Below are 20,182 nucleotides of genomic sequence, written 5' to 3' on the forward strand. Positions count from 1 at the left end.
CACCGGTGCAGGGTCCTAGGAACCCCGCAGCTTCCGGATCACCCCGCGCACCAACAAAGGCGCCACGATCGCCACGAAGAGCACCAGTGCCGCCCAGCCTCCGAATCCACCGAAGCCGCCTTCGTCGTACGCCGCCGGCGAAGCCTCGCGCCAGTTCTTCGAGCCACCACCGGCGGATTCCTCGTCGGGGACCGCCGTCGCGGTCGCGGTCTTGTCGCCGCCGGCCGGACCCGCGCTGGGTCCGGCGGAAGCGCTGGGACCCGCGGCCCCCGGACCGGCCTTGGGTTTCCCGTCCGGGTTGATGATCCCGCCGGTCACCAGCGGGTCGGGCGGGCTGGCCGCGCCGGCGCCGAGGCTGCCGTGGAAGGTCGGGTTGGCGCAGTTGCCCGCGTTCAGCTGTTTCGCCGGTTGCCCGGTGAGCCGCGCGTTGGAGTTCATGATCTCCTGCGACAGGTTCGGCGGCAGCGGCGAGTAGCCGATCCGTGCCATGTTGACCTGGCCGTCGCAGGCGACGTGCTCCAGGAACGCGGTGATCGTGTCGGTCTTGCCCTGGTCGCCGTAGCCGCCGCGGCAGGTGTCACGACCGCTGGTGCACGGCATCATGACGTACGAGTACGCCGAGATCGGGTACGACTTCGCGTCGGTGTTCGTGTAGACCCGGTCCAGTTTCTGGCTCAGGTCCGGCCGCAGTTCCGCGTGCTTCAGCGCGGCCGCGATGTTCTCCGCGTAGGGCTGCGTGTACTGGCCCGCGCCGTTCTGCACCCACGCCGTCGGGACCTTGTACAGCTGGGCGTAGGCGAACTCGTCGTAGGCGATGGAGAACGGGATGCTGTCCGAGGCCACGGACTTCGCGATCTGGTCCGAGTCCGCGAGCAGCCGGTACCACTCGGCGTCCGGGCCCTGCCCGGGGAGCTGGATGGGGCGGACGCCCGAAGGCAGGTTCCCCATCCCGTTGCCGACGTTACGGGAGACGAACCGGTTGTACGCATCGGGCGCGGCGTGCGCGATGAAGTCGTAGAACAACGCCGTCGTGCCCGATTGCCCGGTCCGGCCGACCAGGGTGATGGGCTGATCCGGCAGGGCCTTGCCGCCGTTGGTCGCGGTGATGGCCGGATCGCTCCAGCGGGTGATGTCCCGGCTGAAGACGCGGCCGATCACCTCGCGGGTGAGATGCAGGTAGTCGACGCGCTTCCCGCCCTGGTCCTTCACGTTGTACATCACGGCGACGGCGCCGGCGACGTCCGGGACGTACTGGTAGCCGCGGGTCTGCGCGGAGATGCCACCGCCGCCGGCCGCGATGAGTGACGACACCTCGGCCTCGGTCCCGCCGAAGTCCACCGTCCGGTCGCCGTACTGGTTCACCCCCGCGGGCGAGTTGGTGGCCGAGTAGTTCACCGGGATACCGCGGGACGTCGCGCCGTTCTGCCAGTCGTTCATCGCCGGGCCGACGTAGCTGGACCCGGAGCCGGTGACCCTGGTGAGTGCCTCCGCGCCGGGGGTGATGACCAGCGACAGCAGCACCGGGAACCCGCCCAGCGCGGCCAGCTTGCGGATCATCCGAATCGCCCGTTCACGTAATCGAAGGTCCGCTCGTCCGACGGCGCGTTGAAGATCGTGTCCGTCGGGCCGTGCTCGATCACCCGGCCGGGTTCGTTCTCAGCCGCGAGGAAGAACGCGCAGTGGTCCGAAACACGTTGGGCCTGCTGCATGTTGTGCGTGACGATCACGATCGTCACCTCGTGGCCGATCTCGGCGATGGTCTGCTCGATCCGGCGGGTCGACGTCGGGTCGAGCGCGGAACAGGGCTCGTCCATCAACAGCACGTTCGGCTGCACGGCCAGCGACCGCGCGATGCAGAGCCGCTGCTGCTGCCCGCCGGACAGCGCGCCGCCGGGCGAGCTCAACCGGTCCCGGACCTCGCGCCACAGCCCGGCCCGCTCCAGGCTCTGTTCGACGAGCGCGTCCTTGTCGCCGCATTTGACGCCTGCCAGCTTCAGCCCGGCCAGGACGTTGTCGCGGATGGACATCGCCGGGAACGGGTTCGGCTTCTGGAACACCATGCCGATGCGCAGCCGGACCTGTTGCGGACGCGTCCCGTCGGCGTAGATGTCCTTGCCGTCCAGCAGGACCTCGCCGGTCAGCGAAGCCGACGGCACCAGCTCGTGCATGCGGTTGAGGATGCGCAGGAAGGTCGACTTGCCGCAGCCGGAGGGGCCGATGAGCGCGGTCACCTCCTTGGCGGGCATCCGCAGCGAAACCCCTTCGAGCACCAGGCGGTCACCGAACCAGGCACCGATCTCCCGCGATTCGAGGTCCGCGGCGCCGGGCGGCGGGCCACCGGTCAGCTCGACCAGCGGGCGCGCCGGACTGTCCACGTAGGACACTTCAGTGTCGGTCACCGGTTCTCCTGTGTCTTGACGGTGGTTCTCTTCGCCTTGCGCTTCGACCGGTCGCGGCCCACCACGCGGGCGATCGCGAACAGGCTGAAGATGAGCAGGATCAGCACGAGCGCGCCGACGTAGCCGCGCTGCTGGACGTTCTCCAGCGGCTGCTTGATGAAGCGGTAGATGAACAGCGGGATGCTCTCCTGCGGATCGGAGAACGGGTTGGCGTTCATCCCGAGCGCGCCGAACGACGTGAACAGCAGCGGCGCGGTCTCGCCCGCCACCCGCGCGATCCCGAGGATCACGGCGGTCGTCACCCCGGTGCGCGCGGTCGGCAGCACGACGGACCACACCGTGCGGGCGCGGCTCGCGCCGAGTGCCAGCGACGCCTCGCGCAAGCCGTCCGGGACGAGCCGGAGCACCACGTCCACCGTCCGCGTCACGGTCGGGAGCATGACCATCGTCAACGCGAACGTGGCCATCATGCCGTTGTAGCTGAACAAACCCACACCCGCTTGGATGCCGGGGATGATCAGGGCGGCGTACACGAACAGACCGGCCACAATGGACGGAAGGCCGCTCATCGCGTCGACCATGATCCGCACCGGACGCCGGAACCTCGACCTGGTCTCGTTCAGGAACACCGCGGTGAGCACGCCCAGCGGCACCACCAGGACCAGGGTCAGCGCGGTCTGCTCCAGGGTGCCGACGACGGCGTGCAGACCACCGGTCGCGGTCACCGGATCGGTCGGCGCGACCGCGGACATGTCGTGGGTGACGAAACCCCAGCGCAGGTACGGCGCGCCTTCGACGACGATGTAGATCAGCAGCGACAGCAACGGGGCGAGCAGGACCAGCGCGCCGGTGACGACGATGGTGGACACGAGCCGGTCCGACGCCGCGAGCCTGCCCAGCCTGTCGCGGGTGACCAGGTACAGCATCGTCAGGTAGAGCAGGTACGCGACGATCAGGTCGGCCAGCCAGCCGGGGGAGTCCAGCAGCAGGTGCATGACGAACCAGGTGAGCAGCGTGGCCGACACCGCGCAGCCGAGCGCCGCGAGCCGATCCTGCCTGGTGCTCTCGGACGGACGCCGTTTGACGAGCTTGCGGGGGGCGGGCGCGACAGGGGGAGTCAAGGTCGTGGTCACGCGTCCACCCCCGCGCCCGAACGGCTCTTGGAGATGATCACCGACGCGGTGAAGTTCGTCGCCAGGGTGAAGACGAACAGCACCAGGCCCGCCGCCATCAGACCGGACAGCGCGAGCCCGGACGCGCCGGAGTTGTTGGCGATGAACCCGGAGATCGTCGCGCCGCCGAACTGGAGGACGTGCTTCGTGATCTCCGGAACCTGGGGCAGCAGCAGGGAAACGGCGATCGTCTCACCGAGCGCGCGGCCGAGCCCGAGCATCGAACCGCCGATGATCCCGCCCCGTCCGAACGGCAGCATGACGGTTTTGACCATGCCCCAGCGCGTGCTGCCCAGCGCGAGCGCCGCTTCCTTCTCCCCGGGTGGCGTCTGCGCGAACACCTCGCGGATCACCGAGGTCGTGATCGGGAGGACCATCAGCGAGACCACCAGGCCCGCGATGAACATCGACTGGATGTACAGCGCGTTCTCCTTGGCCGAGAACGGCGGGAACCAGCCGAGGTTTTCGGTCAGCCACAAGGAGATCGGCACGATCTGCGGGCCGAGGAAGGCGAATCCCCACAGGCCGTAGAGCAGGCTCGGGATCGCGGCGAGCAGGTCGACCAGCCCGGTCAGGAACCCGCGGATCCTGCCGCTGGAGTACTCGGTGATGAACAGCGCGGCCAGGATGCTCAGCGGGACCGCGATCAGGACCGCGATCAGCGCGACCACGATCGTCCCGTAGAGCAGGCCGAGGACACCGAGCACACCCGAGGCGGGGTCGAACCGGATGGTGGTGAAGAACCCGAAACCGCTCGCGTCGAAGGCGGGACCGGACCGGTAGACGAGGAAGAAGCCGATGACCACGAGGATCGCCAGCATGGTCAGCCCGGCGCCGGTGGTGACCCGGCGGAACGCGCGGTCGGCCCGCGACAGGACTTCGGTGATCGCCCGCCGCACCGGGGCTCCCGGTGGGGACGGATCGGGCTGGGGTGGCGCGATGGTCACGAGCGGCCTTCCTTCGTGTTGGCGGGTAAAGGAGTTCAGGGCACGCGACGTCGCCCCTCGATGCGGCCAGTATGTGGTGCCCGTGGCCGGTGAAGGTGTCCACACGGGGAACGCCCGACGGGGCGTGTATGAATCAGTGCGCGCATACGGTCCTGGCCCGTTGACCCCGAACGGGTGACTCGGGGACGTTGGTCGCGTGAAATCTGGGGAGTCGTCCGTGTTCCTGGTCCGGGTGAGACGAGTCGGGATCGTGCTGCTCTGCGGGATGCTGGCGGTCGCCGGCGTATCCGTTCCCGCCGCGCAGGCGCAGCCGCCCGCCGATCCGCCGTACCGGCTCAAGACCGAACCCGCCGATCTTTCGGCGGTCCAGAACGGTGACCCGCTGCGGATCACGCTTTCCGGGCTGCCCAAGGGAGCGCGGGCGAAGCTCGTCATCTGCCCGAAAGACGTGCCAGACAATTTGATGAAGAAGGTCTACGTCCCGCCGTGGCCCAAGGACAGCATCTTGCTCACCCGGGTGACGTCCTACTGCCAGGACGAATTCGGGGACGAATTCGCGGGCAAGAACGCGGGCATGCAGTCGATGGAAAGGGTGCGGAGCAGCACGACCGGCGACATCGTCTTCGACACGACGATCCCGCGCGGGACTTTGCGGCCGCACGCCGTCGCCTGGGATCCGCTTTACACCACTTATGAGAAAGCGGTGAATCCCGGGGACAAATTCCCCAAGGTCCCGTGGGCGGACAATCCCGCGGTCGTCGATCCGGTGACCGGTGCGAAGACGAGACGGCAATTCTCCTTCACCTGCGACGAGAACAATCCGTGCAGCGTCACGATCCAGATCACCGCGCAGGACTCGGCGGGCAAGACCGTGACCTGGGTCGACGACTCGATCAAGTTCACCCCGTACCTGCCGGGCATCGGGGTCAAGGGCTGCCAGGGAATCGGCCGGAACACGCTCAACGCCAGCATGCCGGAACGGCTCGGGCGGACGGCGGTCGCGTGGAACCAGGCGTCGTGCGCCCCGACGAAGTCCGACCAGCCCACCAACATCGTGAGCGAGACCGAGGACACCGGGCTGACCGCGTTCGACAAGGGCGCCTCCGATCTCATGATCACCGGAAGCGGCAACGCGCTGGCCTCGCAGACCGTCCGGTCCAGGGAATACGTCCCCGTCGGCGTCAACGCGGCGGTGATCGCCGCGGTCGGCTGGTCGCCGACCGACGTCAACGACGAAGGGAACCCGCTCGGTGCGAAACTCACCGGCACGATGGCGTTCACCAACGCCGAGCTGGCGAACATGTTCACCAAGGGCGGGCAGAATCCCGACGCCGGCGGGCGGGGCGGCATCTTCAAGAACGGTTCGCCGTCGGTCGGCCGCAACGTCGCGCTCTCGGCCATCAAGGACGGGCAGCCCGCCGGGGTGGTCGCGGCGAACCGCCGGTCCGGATACAACGGGAGCGCCGATTTCTTCGGGGTGACCGGGGAGTCGGGAGCCGGGACGGTTCCGCTCGCCTTGAGCAAGCTCCTCGCCGCGAGCGCGCCGAACGACTGGGTCTTCCCCGCGCTCGGCGACGAGTATTTCCCCGGGCTGAGCGGGAAGTCGCCGGGGGTGATCGCCGATCTGAGCGTGCTCGACCCCGGTAAGTCGCAGGTGCACAACGTCGACGCGAAGACCGGTCAGCTGGCGGTGCGCAAAACCGTGGACAACGCCGTCGCCGGACGGGGGAACGATTGCGACGGCGGTTGTGTGAACTGGGTGGTCACCGATCTCGCGACGGCGACGATCAACCGCTGGACGCCGGTCGCGCTTCCGGACGCCAAGGGGAACTTCGTCGCGCCGACCGAGCAGAGCCTGCAGGCGGCGGTCGACGCGATGAAGCTCGGCCCCGACGGGACGGCCGAGACCGGCACCGTGGCCAAGGACGGCGCGTACCCGCTCACGTTCGTCGAGTACATGGCCGTCCCGGTCAACCCGTTGATCGACGCGAACTGCAAGCCATTGAAGGAAAAGCAGGACAGGCTGAAGTCGTTCGCCGGTCTCGCGGCGGGCTACGGACAGAGCCTGCTTCCTCCCGGGCTGGTGCGGTTGAGTCCCGGTCTGGCCGCCACCGCCTCCGAGCGGATCGCCAAGATCGGCACCGGCACCGTCGAGAAGGCCTGTGAGGAAAAGGAAGAGGCGAAGAACCCGCCGCCGCCGGGAGCGAACGGAGTCACACCTGCCGCCAACTCCTTGCCGAACAACCCTTCCGGTGGACCTGGTCCGGCCGCCGGGACACCGCCCGCCGCCGCCGTCGGGCCCGTTCCCGCGGTCGCCCCGACCCCGGAGAGCGTGGCGGCGGCGAAGAACCTCGCCGAGTCCATCACCATCCCGAAGTTCGCCGGTGCCGGTGCGCTCGGCGCCCTGATTCCCTTGGTGGCCTTGGTGATCCTGGCGACCCTTCCGTCCGCGACGGCGTATGTCGCGGCCGGGCGGCCGGTGCCTTCATGGCTGACCAGGGCGATGGCGGCGCTGATCGCGCTCCTGCGCCGGAAGCCGTCAGGCGGCGTGGCGTGAGCGTCGAGGCTGAAGAGAGACAGTTCCTGCGGTTCGGCCCCGGCTGGATCGGCGCGGTCGTGTTCGCCTGGCTGGTCACCACCCTGGTGGCGCTGGCGCTGGTCGTCTACGCGCTGGGCCCGATGCTGCAGTCGGGCGATCAGCGGAAGGCGCTGACCGAGATCCGGGGCGAGATCGGCGTGGCGCTGGGCGCGAGCCAGAGCCTGTTCGGGGCCGCGCCGCCCGCCAAACCGGTCGAGTTCGGCAAGCCGGTCGCCGTCCTGGAGATCCCCGCGCTCAAGGTGCAGCAGGTCGTCATCGAGGGCGCGTCGAGCGGCGAGACCGCGTCCGGGCCCGGTCATGTCCCGGGAACGGCCGGGCTCGGCCAGCCGGGCAACGCCGTGATCGCCGGCCGCAACGCCGGTTACGGCGGCCCGTTCGGCGCGCTCGGCACCTTGCGGCCGGGTGACGAGATCGTCGTCGCCACGACGCAGGGCAAGTCCGTCTATCGGGTGACCGAGGCGGCGACCAGGCCGCTGGACGAGGGCGCCGACTACGGCAAGACCCAGAACGACCGGCTGACCTTGGTGACCTCGGCGTCGTGGTGGCCGCTGGCTTCGGACGAGGCGACGGTGGTGACCGCGGCCCTGGAAGGCAGGCCGTTCAAACCGACCCTGCAGAACGGCCGGGCCGACGCGCAGGACGGCCGGACCGGCGACACCACCGCGTGGGCCGGTTTGGTGCTGGCCTTCGGCGGTTTCGTGGCGGCGGCGGCCGGGGCGACATTCCTTTATCGCCGGTGGCGTCCGGTTTCGACCTATGTCATCACCGGACCGGTGCTGCTCACGATGGGGGCGCTCGCGGCCTTGGCGCTTTGGCGATTGTTCCCGGCCTGGGCGTAATCCAGGATTTCGGTCTTTTCGGACTGAAATCCGTCTCACGTTGTGGATCTTCGCCTGCTCCAGACTTTGGTGGGTGGACTCGTCACCGATCGCTCTTTAGATTCTCCCCATTACACCCGGTCAGGGGTAATTCATTCGGGCAACCGAAGGGATTCTTGTGACGGGGCGTCACGCCGTCAGCGTGCTTTAGCCGGAGTGCGCTGTGTTGCTGCACAACAGGGAGAGTTCGATGAGCAGATTCAGCCGAGTGGTCACATGCTCGGTTCCGGTCGCGGTCGGCGCTTTGCTGCTGTCGACCGCGGTTTCCGGTGCCCAGCCGTCGGAGGAGGTGCGCACACAGGCCGGGATCTCCGCCCTGCAGAGCATCAAGAACAGCCTCACCCCGGCCGAGCGCAAGCAGTCGAGTCAGCTCGTCGTCGAAAAGCGCCTGCGCGCCGACAAGGGCCTCGCGGGCAAGCTGCCCGACTACCGGACCGGGCTGGGCGTCAGTGACGCCGGCACCGTCGCGGTGGACATCAAGGGTGCCGGGCAGTCCCTGGTGGACGCCGTCAAGGCGGCGGGCGGCAGCGTCCGTTACGCCTCTCCGGCCGGCGCGATCCGTGCCGACCTGCCGCTCGCCGCCGTCGACTCGATCGCCGGCCGCGGGGACGTCGCCGAGGTCAGGGCCGCTTCCCAGGCGATGACCTGGAACGAGTCCGCGCCGCAGGACCGGCGGCAGGCCGCCGCCAAGAAGACCGCCGCCGCGCTCCAGGTCGCCGAGGGCGACAAGGCGCACGGCAGCGACACCGCCCGCACGAAATACGGCGTCACCGGCGCCGGGCAGAAGGTCTGCGTGCTCTCGGACGGCGTCAAGTCGCTCCAGGCGTCCCAGACCGCCGGTGAGCTCCCCGCCGTCGACGTTCTCCCTGGTCAGGCGGGCAGCGGTGACGAAGGCACCGCGATGCTGGAGATCATCCACGACATGGCGCCCGGCGCCGCGCTCGGTTTCGCGACCGCCTTCACCAGCGAGCAGAGCTTCGCCGACAACATCCGCGCGCTCCGCACCACCGGCAAGTGCACGATCATCGTCGACGACGTGTCCTACTTCGACGAGTCGCCGTTCCAGGACGGCCCGGTCGCGCAGGCCGTCAACGACGTGACCGCGGCGGGCGTGCTCTACTTCTCCTCCGCCGGGAACTCGGGCAACCTGACCGACGGCACCAGCGGCTACTACGAGGGCGACTTCCGCGGCTCCACCAGCAAGATCTCCGGGATCACCGGGACGCCGCACGACTTCGACCCGAGCGGCACGACCCAGCTGTACAACGCGCTTTCGCCGAACTCCGTCGGCCGCTACGTCACGCTGTTCTGGTCCGACCCGTGGGGCAAGGCCACCAGCGACTACGACCTGTTCGTCCTGAACTCGTCCGGTTCGGTCGTCGCCTCCAGCGAGAACGCGCAGAACGGCACCCAGAACCCGTACGAGATCGCCCAGGTCCCGGCCAGCGGCTCGGGCTTCAAGGTCGCCGTCGTCAAGTACAGCGGCTCCGACCGGTTCATCGCGCTCAACGTGATCCGCGGCCGCTTCGTCACCTCCGGTTCGCTGAAAGCCTTCAGCACCAACGGTGTCACCGCCGGACACTCGGCAGCCGTCAACGCCTTCAGCGTCGCGGCCGCCCCGGCCGCCGGTGCCTTCGGCCGCGCGCTCGAGACCGGTGACCCGGCGAACCCGGCCGGTCCGTTCCCGGGCCTGTTCACCGCCGCCAGCAAGTGGGAGCGGTTCACCTCGGACGGTCGCCGTCACCAGTTCTACAACCCGGACGGTTCGGTGATCACCCCCGGCAACGTGTCCTCGACCGGTGGCGCGACGCGGAACAAGCCGGACATCACCGCGGCCGACGGCGTCGCGACCTCGGTGAGCGGTTTCCAGCCGTTCTTCGGCACCTCGGCCGCCGCGCCGAGCGCCGCCGCCATCGCCGCGCTGCTCAAGCAGGGCAAGCCCGCCGCGACCCAGGCGGAGATCCGGAACGCGCTGACGTCGACCGCGATCGACCTCGGCGCCCCGGGCTACGACCCGGTCACCGGGGCCGGGGTGATCATGACCGGCCCGGCGCTCGCCGCGCTGGGCGTCGCCTCCAAGTAGCGGTTCTCCGACGAGGAAACGGCCCGGTGCACGCGCACCGGGCCGTTTCTTTTCTCCGGGATTCAGGACTTGACGCAGGACAGGCCGTTCGGGCCCGACACGGTCAGGAAGCCGTACCGCTGGATCGTGGCGGCGAGCTTGCCGCCGCACAGCGGGCTGGCGGTCGAGGCCGAGTCACCGGCGTCGAAGCCCACGGCGCGCTTGGCCTGGTCGTAGCTGGGGGTGCGGGAGTCGACGACGTTGTAGACGCTGCGCGAGCCCAGGAACGCCGTGGTGAACGCCGGGGTGTAGTTGCCTGCCGAACCGGCGACCGGGGAGCCGTTGAAGCCGGCGCCGGTCAGCGGGTTGACGGTGAAGCCCGCGCGCTTGTCGGCGGTCACCGCGTTGCCCTGCGCGATCCACTGCGCGATGGAGAACGGCGCGATGGCGGTGGCGCGGTCGGCGGCCGGGATGGAGTTGCCGTCGTGCTCCTGGAACCGCTTGACGGTGACCGGCTTCGTGGTCGGGTCGAAGCCGAGGACGGTGCCGGTGAAGAAGCTCAGGGTGCCGGAACCGGTCTGCGGGAGGTAGACCTTGATGGCGGCGTTGGCGCCACCGACCTGGTTCCAGTTGGTGATGGAACCGTCGTAGATGCCGCGCAGCTGCGCCAGCGTCAGGGTCAGGCCCGCGCCCGAACCGGTGGCGGAGGACGACCAGGTGACACCGTCGGTGGCGAACGCGAAGAACTCGAAGCCGGCGGGGTCGGACGAGCTGCGGGCCGAGGACGACCGCGCGATGTCGATCTTGCCGTCGCCCGCTTCGGCGGAGGCCTTCAGCGCGGCCTTGCCCTGCGAGGAGCCGTTCGGGGCCGGGTTGCCCGCGTTGTAGACGACCTCGTCGGCGAACGGGTCGGCCGGGACGGTGAACGTCTGGCCGGCGGCCAGCAGCGGCGGCACGTTGACGTAGTTGTCGGGGTCGGTGTTCCAGCTCGCCTTCGCCGCCGCGCTGTTGGCGTTGGCCAGGATCGCGCCGGTGATGTCGACGGTGGTGTCCGAGCCCGCCGCGGCGATGACCTCTTCGAGGCCGTTGGCCGGGGCGACCGCGGAGGCGGTGCCGGTCAGGGTGAGGCAGGCACACGCGGCGATCGCGGTGGCGCCGAGAAACCGAGTGGTACGAGCACGCATCTTGTTTGCACTCTTTCTCTAGTCCCCAAGTCGTCACGGGATTCCGTGACTTGGCACAATCCTCGCTCCGCAACACTGTCCGGCGACGGTGCTTCGCCTTCCCGCCCGACGTCCTGATGGTTAATCTCCGGGGAACGCACTTTCCGTGATCACTCGTCACGGAGAACGATTCGGTGAATGTCCGCCGGAATCGCGACGGTATTTACGGCGCCAATCGGCTATGGTCTCGATCCCTTCGCCGACGGCCGCCTCGGTGGTGGCCGAACGGAACCGGTCGAGTCCGCGCTGCGCCTCGATGCGTCGTCCGTACGCATGAGTCGCGATCGCGACGATCCGGTCGTCCGTATGCAGCCGCCAGCGCCAGCGACCGCCGCTGAGATGGCTGAAATCGCTGGTCAGATCGGAAATGTTCGTACTGAGCCAGGCTATGGCGACAAGGCATTCCTCGGCTCGTGGATAGTCGGAAGGCGCGGAACCCAGCGACACGTTGTTGCCGCCGAGCAGTCGCCATCGGATGGTCTGTTCGCCGGTCTGGACCAGCTGGAAGCGTGGATTCTTCTTCACCGTTCCGCGCTCCGGCGATGGAGTGAACGGTGGGAATTCCCCCTGGGCACATCCGGTGAATCGCGCCGATGTGGTGAAGGGGTTACCGGTTTTCCTTAAGGCGCGACGGCCGCCGGGTGAACGTTTTGCCCCGGCGCGGGCGCGCTAGCCTGAACGGACGCGGGTAATCGGAAAACAATCACCGTGCCGGACCGCTCCGGCACGGTCTGCGAGGAGGATCGATGGGCAACGGCAGGACCGCGGTCGTCACCGGGGCGGGTTCCGGGCTCGGCAGGGAGATCTCCCGCGCGTTACTCGGCGCCGGTTATCGGGTCGCGCTCGCCGGACGCCGCGCGGACGCGCTGGCGGAGACCGCCGCCGGGGACGCGAAAGCGCTTCCCGTGCCCACTGACGTCGGAGATCCCGATTCCGTCGCCGCGTTGTTCGAAACGGTGCGCGCGGAGTGGGGACGGCTCGACCTCCTGGTGAACAACGCGGGCGTGTCGGTGGGCGGTACGGTCGACGAACTGTCCTTCGCGGACTGGAAACGCGTCGTCGACACCAACCTGACCGGGATGTTCCTGTGCGCGCAGCAGGCCGTGCGGCTGATGAAGGCGCAGGACCCGCGCGGCGGCCGGATCGTCAACAACGGCTCGATCTCCGCGCACGCCCCGCGGCCCGCGTCCGTCGCCTACACCGCGACGAAACACGCGGTCACCGGGCTGACGAAGTCGATCTCCCTCGACGGCCGGGCCTGGAATGTCGCTTGTGGACAGATCGACATCGGCAACGCGGCCACCGACATGACGCTGAAGATGGCCGACGGCATCCCGCAGGCGGACGGCAGCGTCAAGGCCGAGCCGACCTTCGACGCCCGGCACGTCGCGGACGCCGTGCTGTACATGGCCGGGCTGCCGTTGGACGCGAACGTGCAGTTCCTGACCGTCACGGCGACCGCGATGCCGTACATCGGACGCGGTTAGGGGCGCGGCGTGACCAGGGCGCGGTCAGGCGTGGGTCGGGGTGGTCGTGAGTGGTAAGTGTCGTTCTAACGCGACTTGCCACTCACGACCCGCTGTATCCGCCCCGCGTATGGGGCCGCTGCGTCCGCGATGTCCGCGATGTCCGTGAAGGCCTCCTTGAGGGACCCAGAGTCCCTCAAGGAGGCCTTCACGGACCAGGCGCGTGAAGACACGCGGGAAGCGCCGATCAGCGGCGGGGCAGGCGGCGAAGCGCCTTGAGGCTCAAGCTCAGGCTCCGCGCCCACAGCTTCGGCGGGATTCCCTTGCCCGGCCGGAGCGGCATCCCGCGCTGCACCGCGATCGCCTGGGCTTCGGTGTACTTGAGCAGCCCTTCGGCGCCGTTGCGCCGCCCGACGCCGGACTCCTTCATCCCGCCCATCGGCAGCCCCACGGTCCCGAAGGTCGCCGCGAAGCCCTCGTTGACGTTGACGGTCCCGGCCTTCAGCCGCGCCGCGACCTCCCAGCCCGCCCGGCCGTTGCGCGACCACACACTCGCGTTCAGCCCGAACTTCGTGTCGTTCGCGCGCTCGATCGCCTCGGTGACGTCGGTGTAGCCGTAGATCGACACGACCGGCCCGAAGGTCTCCTCGGCGAACAGCTTGACGTCCTCGGTGACGCCGGTGAGCACGGTCGGCTCGTAGAACAGCGGGCCGAGGTCGGGCCGGGCCTTGCCGCCGGTGAGCACCTTCGCGCCCTTCGACCGGGCGTCCTCGACGTGTGCCGACACCGTCGCCAGCTGGTCTTCCGAAGTCAGGGAACCCATCTGCGCCCGGTAATCGAGCGCGCCGCCGAGCCGCAGCGCGGCCGTCTTGGCGACGAAGGCCCGCGTGAACTCCTCGCGGATCGACTCGTGGACGTAGATCCGCTCGACCGAAACGCACAGCTGGCCCGCGGAGGAGAAGCACGCGGTCACCGCGCCCGCGGCGGTCTTGGCGACGTCGGCGTCGGGCAGCACGATCATCGGGTTCTTGCCGCCGAGTTCCAGCGAGTAGCTCGTGAGGCGCTCCGCCACCCGCGCGGCGAGACCCTTGCCGGTGGGCGTGGATCCGGTGAAGCACAGGTAGTCCGACTCTTCGACCAGCGCGTCGCCGATCCGCGAACCCCGGCCGAGCACGATCTGCCAGACGCCGGCGGGCAGCCCGGCCTCCTCGGCGAGTTCCTGCAGCCACAGCGCGGAGAGCGCGGTCTGGTTGTCCGGCTTCTGCACGACGGTGTTGCCCGCCGCGAGCGCGGGCAGGACGTCCATCGCGGTCAGCGCGAGGGGGTAGTTCCACGGCGAGATGATCCCGACGACGCCCTTGGGATGCCGGAGCTCGCCGACCTTCGTCAGCACCGGGATCAGCCCGGCGGCGCGGCGGGGCGAAAGGATCTTCGCGCTGTGCTTGCCGTAGTAGGAGGCCACGAGCGCGGTGGCGCTGACCTCGTCGAAGGCGTCCATGCGGGCTTTGCCCGCCTCGATCTGCACGAGGTCGAGCGCCTCTTCCTGCCGCTTCAGCACCAGGTCGTGCAGGCGGATCAGGATGCGCTGGCGGTCTTCGACCGGCCGGTCGGCCCACGAGCGCTGCGCTTCCCTCGCCTGGTCGAACACGGCGCGGACGTCGGCGTCGGTGGCCTGGGGGAGGGTCGCGATCGGCTCGCCGGTGAACGGGGCGCGCATCTGCACCGGCGCGGAGACAGTGGTGTTCTCGCCACCCACGACCCGCCGCACGAGCCGTTCCGCCCTCGCCAGGGCAGGGGCGCCGGGGACACCGCCGATGGTGGACGGTCCTTCGGCGTGGTGGCTCGCGTTCGCCGGTGTCGTGCTCGTCATGCCGTCTCCGTTCCATGTCGCGCGGAGCCGGAGGCGCCACGCAGAGCCCAGGTGTTACCGACGAGTACAGCATACTGCCGGTATGGAGACTGTCCCACAATGATATGAATAAGTTTCACATATTGCCGGGCGGCGGCGGATTGTCGCGGGACGGACGCAGGATGTCCTGCTGCTGCAGCGCGGATCCCGCGGGTGGTGTCGGCGGCGACGGCGGCTCGTAGGCCTGGGGCTGCGGCGGATAGTGCCGCTGGGGGACCGCGGGCGGGTAAGGGGTGAAGGCGACCGGATAAGGGGCTTGCCGGGGCGCCGCCGGTTCACGCCGGTTGGCCACGATCGCCAGCCCGATGGTGAGCAACGCCACGAGCCCGCCCGCGAGCAGGATCCAGAATCCGCTCCCGGTCCCGTAGCGCGAGACGAAGCGGCCGGTGTCCTGCCCGAAGCTCAGGCTCGCCGAGATGTCCATGCCGAGCATCCAGACGCCGATCGCGGTCCCCGCCCCGCCGGCGACCAGCAGCGTCCTCGACGCCGTCGCGGCGGGCGAGGTCGAACCGCGCCGGTACGAGGCGAAGCCCACCGCGGCCCCGGCGAACAGGGTCAGCGCGGCGGCGGACAGCGGGATGCCGTAGCGGGCGACGTGGGTCTTGTCGTAGAACTCCTTCTCCTCCGCCGACGGCTCGATGTCGAAACTCCGCGTCCAGCCGGTCTCGGCGAACTTCGACACCGGCTTGCCTTCGGAAAGCTGTTCGTACGTCGATTGCGGAAGAAAGGTCGCGACGAATACCAGCAGTCCGGCGAAAACCCCCATCATCGCGGCGAACAATCGGGGGAGCCGGGCGTCGGACGGCGGTCGCGGCGCCGCGACGGGGGTTTGTACGGGCTGCATTGCGCCGAACGGGCCATTTGTTTGGTACGGCTGCTGCTGCGGCGCGCTCATGATCGGCTCCTCCGCCGGTTTCGTTGTCCAGCAAGGAATTCCATCACGGATCGGCCGACGAGATAAGTGTCACCTGTGCTCTGGTCAACCGCTTTCGCGCGTGCTAAGCGGACTAGGCGGGGAATTTCGGCCAGGCGACGTTCGCCAATTCCCTGGCGATGTCACACGCATTTGGTGCCTGTACGGCGAGAAGAGCGTGCTCGACCTGGTTCCGGTTCGCGTCCGGACCCTCGACGTGGCCCGTCCGCACCGTGCAGCCACCGGAAATCTCTTGGACGAAGGACTCGCGCCCGCCCAGCGTCTCTTCTCGCACGCTCGCCGTGGCCTTCGGGCGCGGGCCGAGACCGAACTCCAGCCGGACGAGCCGGTCCGCCCCCTGCTCGCCCCAAAGGCACCGGTGCCGGGACAGGTCGCCCTTCCCGGAGACCGTCGTGCCCAGCCGGGTGGAGACCTCGTCGTCGGACCACAAGGCGGAGCAGGCGTCCAGGCGCGCCAGGGAGTTTTCGCGGTAGCCGAGATGCGCCGCCTGCTTGCCGGCCACGAGCGAGCGGACGGCGCCTTCCAGGGTTTTCGTCGCCGCGGTGAGCGACTCGGAAGCGCCTCCGGGCGAGGTGAAGAACGTGCCGACCCGGATCGAGGAGTCATCGGCGAAAACGAGGTGCAGGACGGGCTGGCCTTCGAGGTCCGTGCGGACCACCCGCAGTTCGCGGGCCAGGTCCTGCCAAGCGACCGGCGTGGCGCCTGCCAGGCGTTCCTTCGCCCGGTCCTCGGGGAAACCGAAGCTGATCAGCGCGTTCCCGGTCCGGAACGAGCAGGAGCCCATACTCGGTGACGGCCTGGACTCCAGCGGAAGCGCGTCGTCGAGATCGGGCAGGTCCAGCAGGTCGCAGAAGTTCACGGTCGTGGGGTCGCCGAGGGCTTCGCGTAGCGTCAACGGGGCCGAAGGCGGGGGCGCCGGAGTCGGTGGCGGCGCAGTCGTGCAGCCGGTCAGTACGAGAAAGGCCGCGGTCAGTACGGCGAACGCCGTCGCTCTCCCCATCGTCGAAGCCTACGGGGAAGCGTCCTCGTACAACATCACCGCGACACGTTTCCATTCGTCGAGCAACTGCCGTCGTCGTTTCGGATCGCCGCCGAGTTCGGCGTCGAGCGCGAGCCCCCGGGTGAGGTTCACGGTCAGCCAGAACAGGATCTCCGCGCGTTCTTTCGGCAGGTCCCCGGCGACCGCGGTGATGTGCTCCAGCGTCGAGCGGCCCAGCGCCTTGTCGACCGGGCGGATCGCCGCGCGGAGTTCGGGGTCGGTGCGCGCCGCGACCCACAGTTCCGTGGCGGCCGTGGACAGCGTGCCCGAATAGCCCTCCCACAGCAGGTCGATCGCCGCCGCGACCCCCGACGCGCCGCCGGGGAGTTCCGTGATCGACGTCGCGAGCCGCCCGCGCAGCTTTTCCGTCAGGTGTTCGACGGCGGCCGCCATGAGTTCCGCCTTCGCGGAGAAGTGGTGCTGCACGGCGCCTTTGGAGACCCCGGCGCGGGCGCAGATCTCCTGCACCGACGTGCGCGCGTACCCGAGGTCGACCAGGCAGTCGATGGTCGCGTCGAGCAGGGCGGTGCGGGTCTGCTCACGCCGTTCGGCCTGGGTGCGGTGGGTCCTGCCGATCACGCTCACGGACCTGACCCCCTTTACGTGCAGCTCGGTACGGATGTACATTCCGAATGGAACTTACATCCTAAGCGTCATGTTTTCCAGGTCCGATCAGGAGGCGTAGGCCGTGCCGTTGCAGATCCAGAAGAGCTCGTGGAGCACGACGGAGCTCGAAGACCTCCGGGACCTCGCCCGGACCTTCTGCCAGAAGGAACTCGCGCCGAACCAGGAGCGCTGGGCGGCCGAGAAGAAGGTCGACCGCGAGCTGTGGACGAAGGCGGGCGAGGTCGGCCTGCTGGCACTGTCCATCCCGGAGGAGTACGGCGGTGGCGGCGGCACGTTCGCCCACGAGGCGGTGCTCTACGAAGAGCAGGCCCGCTCCGGAGACAGCGCCTGGGGCGTCACCGTCCACAATGGAATCGTCGCGCACTACATCCTCGAGTACGCCAACGAAGAACAGAAGAAGGCGTGGCTGCCGAAGTTCGCCTCCGGCGAGATGGTCGGCGCCGTCGCGATGACCGAGCCCGGTACGGGTTCGGACCTGCAGAACATCAAGACCCGTGCGGTGCGCGACGGCGACCACTACGTGATCAACGGCGCGAAGACGTTCATCACCAACGGTTTCCACGCCGACCTCGTCGTCGTCGCGGTGAAGACCGATCCGGACGCGGGCGCGCAGGGCGTCTCGCTGATCGCCGTCGAGACCGACACCCCGGGCTTCAGCCGCGGCCGCGTCCTCGACAAGATCGGGCTCAAGGGCCAGGACACCGCGGAGCTGAACTTCGACGACGTCCGCGTGCCCGCCGCCAACCTCCTCGGTGACCAGGAAGGCCTCGGCTTCATCCAGCTCATGCAGCAGCTGCCGCAGGAACGGCTGATCATCGCCGTCACCGCGGTCGCCGGCATGGAGGCCGCGATCGACCAGACCATCGCCTACACCAAGGACCGCCAGGCGTTCGGCCGTCCGATCTACCACTTCCAGAACACGAAGTTCAAGCTCGCCGAGGCCGCCACCGAGGCCGCGGTGTCGCGCGCGTACCTCGACCAGTGCATCGAACGGCACCTGCGCAAGGAACTCGACGTGCAGGGCGCGGCCATGGCGAAGCTGTGGACCACCGAACGGGTCAACAAGGTCGTCGACGACTGCCTGCAGCTCTTCGGCGGCTACGGCTACATGACCGAGTACCCGATCGCGCGCGCGTGGGCCGACATCCGGATCTCGCGGATCTTCGGCGGCACCAGCGAGATCATGAAGGAAATCATCTCCCGCACGCTGTGAAACCGTTGCCGTATCAGGAAAGGACGTGGCGATGAAGGCTGGGCCGCTGAGCGGGCTCAAGGTCGTCGAACTGGCCGGGCTCGCCCCGGCGCCGTTCGCCTGCACGATCCTCGCCGATCTCGGCGCGGAGGTCGTCCGGATCGACCGGGCGACACCGGGCAACGACGTCATCGGCTTCCCGAACGACCCCCTCGCCCGGGGCAGGCGGTCGATCGGGATCAACACCAAGACCCCCGAAGGGGTCGAACTGGTGCTGAAACTCGCCGAGGGCGCCGACGTGCTCATCGAAGGTTTCCGCCCCGGCGTCGCCGAGCGGATGGGCATCGGACCGGACCAGGTCCACGCCCGGAACCCTCGGCTGGTCTACGGCCGGATGACCGGCTACGGCCAGGAAGGCCCGCTGGCGACCGTCGCCGGGCACGACATCAACTACATCGGCATCTCCGGCGCGCTCGAACCCATCGGGCACGCCGGGCAGCGGCCGGTGGTGCCGCTCAACCTCGTCGGCGACTTCGGCGGCGGTGGCCTCCTGCTCGCGATGGGCGTGCTGGCGGCGCTGTACGAACGCACGTCGTCGGGCAAGGGACAGGTGGTCGACGCGTCCATGGTGGACGGCGCGGCCCTGCTGACCACCAGCCTGCACGGGATGCTGGACTCCGGGCTGTGGCCCGGCGGGCGCGGCGAGAACATGCTCGACGGCGGCGCGCCGTTCTACGACACCTACGAGACCGCCGACGGCAAGTACGTCGCCATCGGCGCGATCGAGATGCGGTTCTGGGGCGACCTGGTGAAGGTGCTCGGCCTCGATCCCGAGAAGACGCCGGTCCACGTCGACAAGAACGAGTGGCCGAAGCTGCGCGAGATCGTCGCCGAGGCCGTCGCGAAGCACACCCGTGACGAACTGGTCGCGAAGGCCGAGGGCACCGACGCGTGCCTGACGGCGGTGCTTTCGCCGCGTGAGGCGCCGTCGCATCCGCACAACGTCGCGCGGGGGACGTTCGTCGACGTCGGGGGCATGATGCAGCCCGCGCCGGCGCCGAGGTTCGACCGCACGCCGCCGGAGACGCCGGAACCGCCGCGGCCCAAGGGCGGCGACACCGCCGACGTCCTCACCGAACTCGGAGTGGACGCCGACGGGATCGAGCGGCTCAAGGCCGCGGGAGCGATCGTTTAAGGACGTTCCGGGCCGGGGTCCAGATCGGACCGCAGCATCGAATAGAGGATGTGGTCGCGCCAGGCCCCGTCCCGGAACCCGTAGCCGCGTAGCACGCCTTCCCTGCTGAAGCCCGCCTTCGCCAGGGAGCGCTGCTCGGCGGTGTTGCCCGCTTCCGTCGACGCCTCGACCCGGTTCATCTGCGTGTGCGCGAAGAGGTAGCGGACCAGCTGTCGCTGGGCCTCGGTGCCGTAGCCGTGCCCGCGGGCCTCGGGGATGAGCACGAGGCCCGCGTTCCAGCAGTACGACGTCGACCCGGTCCTGGTCTTGTGCCACGAGACGAAACCGAGCCGCTGCCCGTCGAGCTCGATCATCAGCATCCCGTTGTCCGCCGCGAGCATGCCGGTCTCGGTCCAGCGGCGGCGCAGGAAGTGCGGGTCGTGCCAGCCGTGCCACTCGAACGCGCCCGCCGCCCGCGGATCGTTCGTGAGCGCTTCGAGCATCGGCAGGTCTTCTTCGGACACCGGTCTGAGTGAGACTCCGGTTTCGTTCATCCTCAGA

Annotated in this window: 17 protein-coding genes; 6 read left to right on the forward strand and 11 right to left on the reverse strand. The window is 69.1% G+C overall.

What is annotated here, in order from left to right:
- Positions 1–15 precede the first annotated feature (15 nt).
- Genes AB0N89_RS13640 through pstC form a run of 4 tightly spaced genes read right to left on the reverse strand, consistent with a single transcriptional unit; the run spans position 16 to position 4,518 of the window.
- Complete coding sequence (locus tag AB0N89_RS13640) at positions 16–1,557, reverse strand: substrate-binding domain-containing protein (RefSeq protein WP_364204216.1); 1,542 nt, start codon at positions 1,555–1,557, stop codon at positions 16–18.
- Entirely contained in the window at positions 1,554–2,345 is a 792-nt protein-coding gene (locus tag AB0N89_RS13645) for a phosphate ABC transporter ATP-binding protein (RefSeq protein ID WP_364204377.1), read from the reverse strand. Before AB0N89_RS13645 ends, AB0N89_RS13640 begins: the two co-directional genes overlap by 4 nt.
- Positions 2,346–2,395: 50 nt before the next feature.
- Entirely contained in the window at positions 2,396–3,532 is a 1,137-nt protein-coding gene (gene pstA, locus AB0N89_RS13650; RefSeq protein WP_364204218.1) for a phosphate ABC transporter permease PstA, read from the reverse strand.
- Complete coding sequence (pstC, locus tag AB0N89_RS13655; protein WP_364204220.1) at positions 3,529–4,518, reverse strand: phosphate ABC transporter permease subunit PstC; 990 nt, start codon at positions 4,516–4,518, stop codon at positions 3,529–3,531. Before pstC ends, pstA begins: the two co-directional genes overlap by 4 nt.
- Positions 4,519–4,714: 196 nt before the next feature.
- On the opposite strand from pstC, the gene AB0N89_RS13660 reads away from it, so the two are divergent.
- From AB0N89_RS13660 to AB0N89_RS13670, 3 genes are all read left to right on the forward strand, one after another.
- Positions 4,715–7,075 (forward strand): hypothetical protein, encoded by a 2,361-nt coding sequence (locus AB0N89_RS13660; protein WP_364204222.1) that lies wholly within the window; start codon positions 4,715–4,717, stop codon positions 7,073–7,075.
- Entirely contained in the window at positions 7,072–7,956 is an 885-nt protein-coding gene (locus tag AB0N89_RS13665; RefSeq protein WP_364204224.1) for a sortase, read from the forward strand. Before AB0N89_RS13660 ends, AB0N89_RS13665 begins: the two co-directional genes overlap by 4 nt.
- 229 nt (positions 7,957–8,185) lie before the next feature.
- A complete protein-coding gene (locus AB0N89_RS13670; RefSeq protein WP_364204226.1) occupies positions 8,186–10,078 on the forward strand; it encodes a S8 family serine peptidase in 1,893 nt (630 codons plus the stop codon).
- A gap of 62 nt (positions 10,079–10,140) precedes the next feature.
- Here the strand turns inward: AB0N89_RS13670 and AB0N89_RS13675 are convergent, their stop codons facing one another.
- Both AB0N89_RS13675 and AB0N89_RS13680 read right to left on the reverse strand, forming a co-directional pair.
- Positions 10,141–11,241, reverse strand: coding sequence for a substrate-binding domain-containing protein (locus AB0N89_RS13675; RefSeq protein WP_364204228.1), 1,101 nt, complete (start codon positions 11,239–11,241; stop codon positions 10,141–10,143).
- Between the two features lie 156 nt (positions 11,242–11,397).
- On the reverse strand, positions 11,398–11,805 hold the full coding sequence (locus AB0N89_RS13680; protein WP_364204230.1) for a DUF1508 domain-containing protein: 408 nt from the start codon (positions 11,803–11,805) through the stop codon (positions 11,398–11,400).
- A 221-nt stretch (positions 11,806–12,026) separates the two neighbouring features.
- Between AB0N89_RS13680 and AB0N89_RS13685 the strand changes: the two genes are divergently transcribed.
- A complete protein-coding gene (locus AB0N89_RS13685; protein ID WP_364204231.1) occupies positions 12,027–12,767 on the forward strand; it encodes an SDR family oxidoreductase in 741 nt (246 codons plus the stop codon).
- 226 nt (positions 12,768–12,993) lie between these two features.
- Here the strand turns inward: AB0N89_RS13685 and AB0N89_RS13690 are convergent, their stop codons facing one another.
- The 4 genes from AB0N89_RS13690 to AB0N89_RS13705 form a co-directional block, all read right to left on the reverse strand.
- On the reverse strand, positions 12,994–14,616 hold the full coding sequence (locus AB0N89_RS13690) for a succinic semialdehyde dehydrogenase (protein WP_364204233.1): 1,623 nt from the start codon (positions 14,614–14,616) through the stop codon (positions 12,994–12,996).
- A 115-nt stretch (positions 14,617–14,731) separates the two neighbouring features.
- Positions 14,732–15,550: a hypothetical protein gene (locus tag AB0N89_RS13695; RefSeq protein WP_364204235.1), complete on the reverse strand. Its 819-nt coding sequence runs from the start codon at positions 15,548–15,550 to the stop codon at positions 14,732–14,734.
- A gap of 112 nt (positions 15,551–15,662) precedes the next feature.
- Positions 15,663–16,589 (reverse strand): hypothetical protein, encoded by a 927-nt coding sequence (locus AB0N89_RS13700; protein WP_364204237.1) that lies wholly within the window; start codon positions 16,587–16,589, stop codon positions 15,663–15,665.
- A gap of 9 nt (positions 16,590–16,598) precedes the next feature.
- On the reverse strand, positions 16,599–17,213 hold the full coding sequence (locus tag AB0N89_RS13705) for a TetR/AcrR family transcriptional regulator (protein WP_364204239.1): 615 nt from the start codon (positions 17,211–17,213) through the stop codon (positions 16,599–16,601).
- 103 nt (positions 17,214–17,316) lie between these two features.
- On the opposite strand from AB0N89_RS13705, the gene AB0N89_RS13710 reads away from it, so the two are divergent.
- A complete protein-coding gene (locus AB0N89_RS13710; protein WP_364204241.1) occupies positions 17,317–18,468 on the forward strand; it encodes an acyl-CoA dehydrogenase family protein in 1,152 nt (383 codons plus the stop codon).
- A 31-nt stretch (positions 18,469–18,499) separates the two neighbouring features.
- A complete protein-coding gene (locus AB0N89_RS13715; RefSeq protein ID WP_364204243.1) occupies positions 18,500–19,642 on the forward strand; it encodes a CaiB/BaiF CoA-transferase family protein in 1,143 nt (380 codons plus the stop codon).
- Here the strand turns inward: AB0N89_RS13715 and AB0N89_RS13720 are convergent.
- A complete protein-coding gene (locus AB0N89_RS13720; RefSeq protein ID WP_364204245.1) occupies positions 19,639–20,175 on the reverse strand; it encodes a GNAT family protein in 537 nt (178 codons plus the stop codon). The two genes, AB0N89_RS13715 and AB0N89_RS13720, sit on opposite strands and share 4 nt — an antisense overlap.
- Between the last annotated feature and the right edge of the window lie 7 nt (positions 20,176–20,182).

This window comes from Amycolatopsis sp. NPDC089917 (assembly GCF_040684635.1).
Classification (GTDB): domain Bacteria; phylum Actinomycetota; class Actinomycetes; order Mycobacteriales; family Pseudonocardiaceae; genus Amycolatopsis.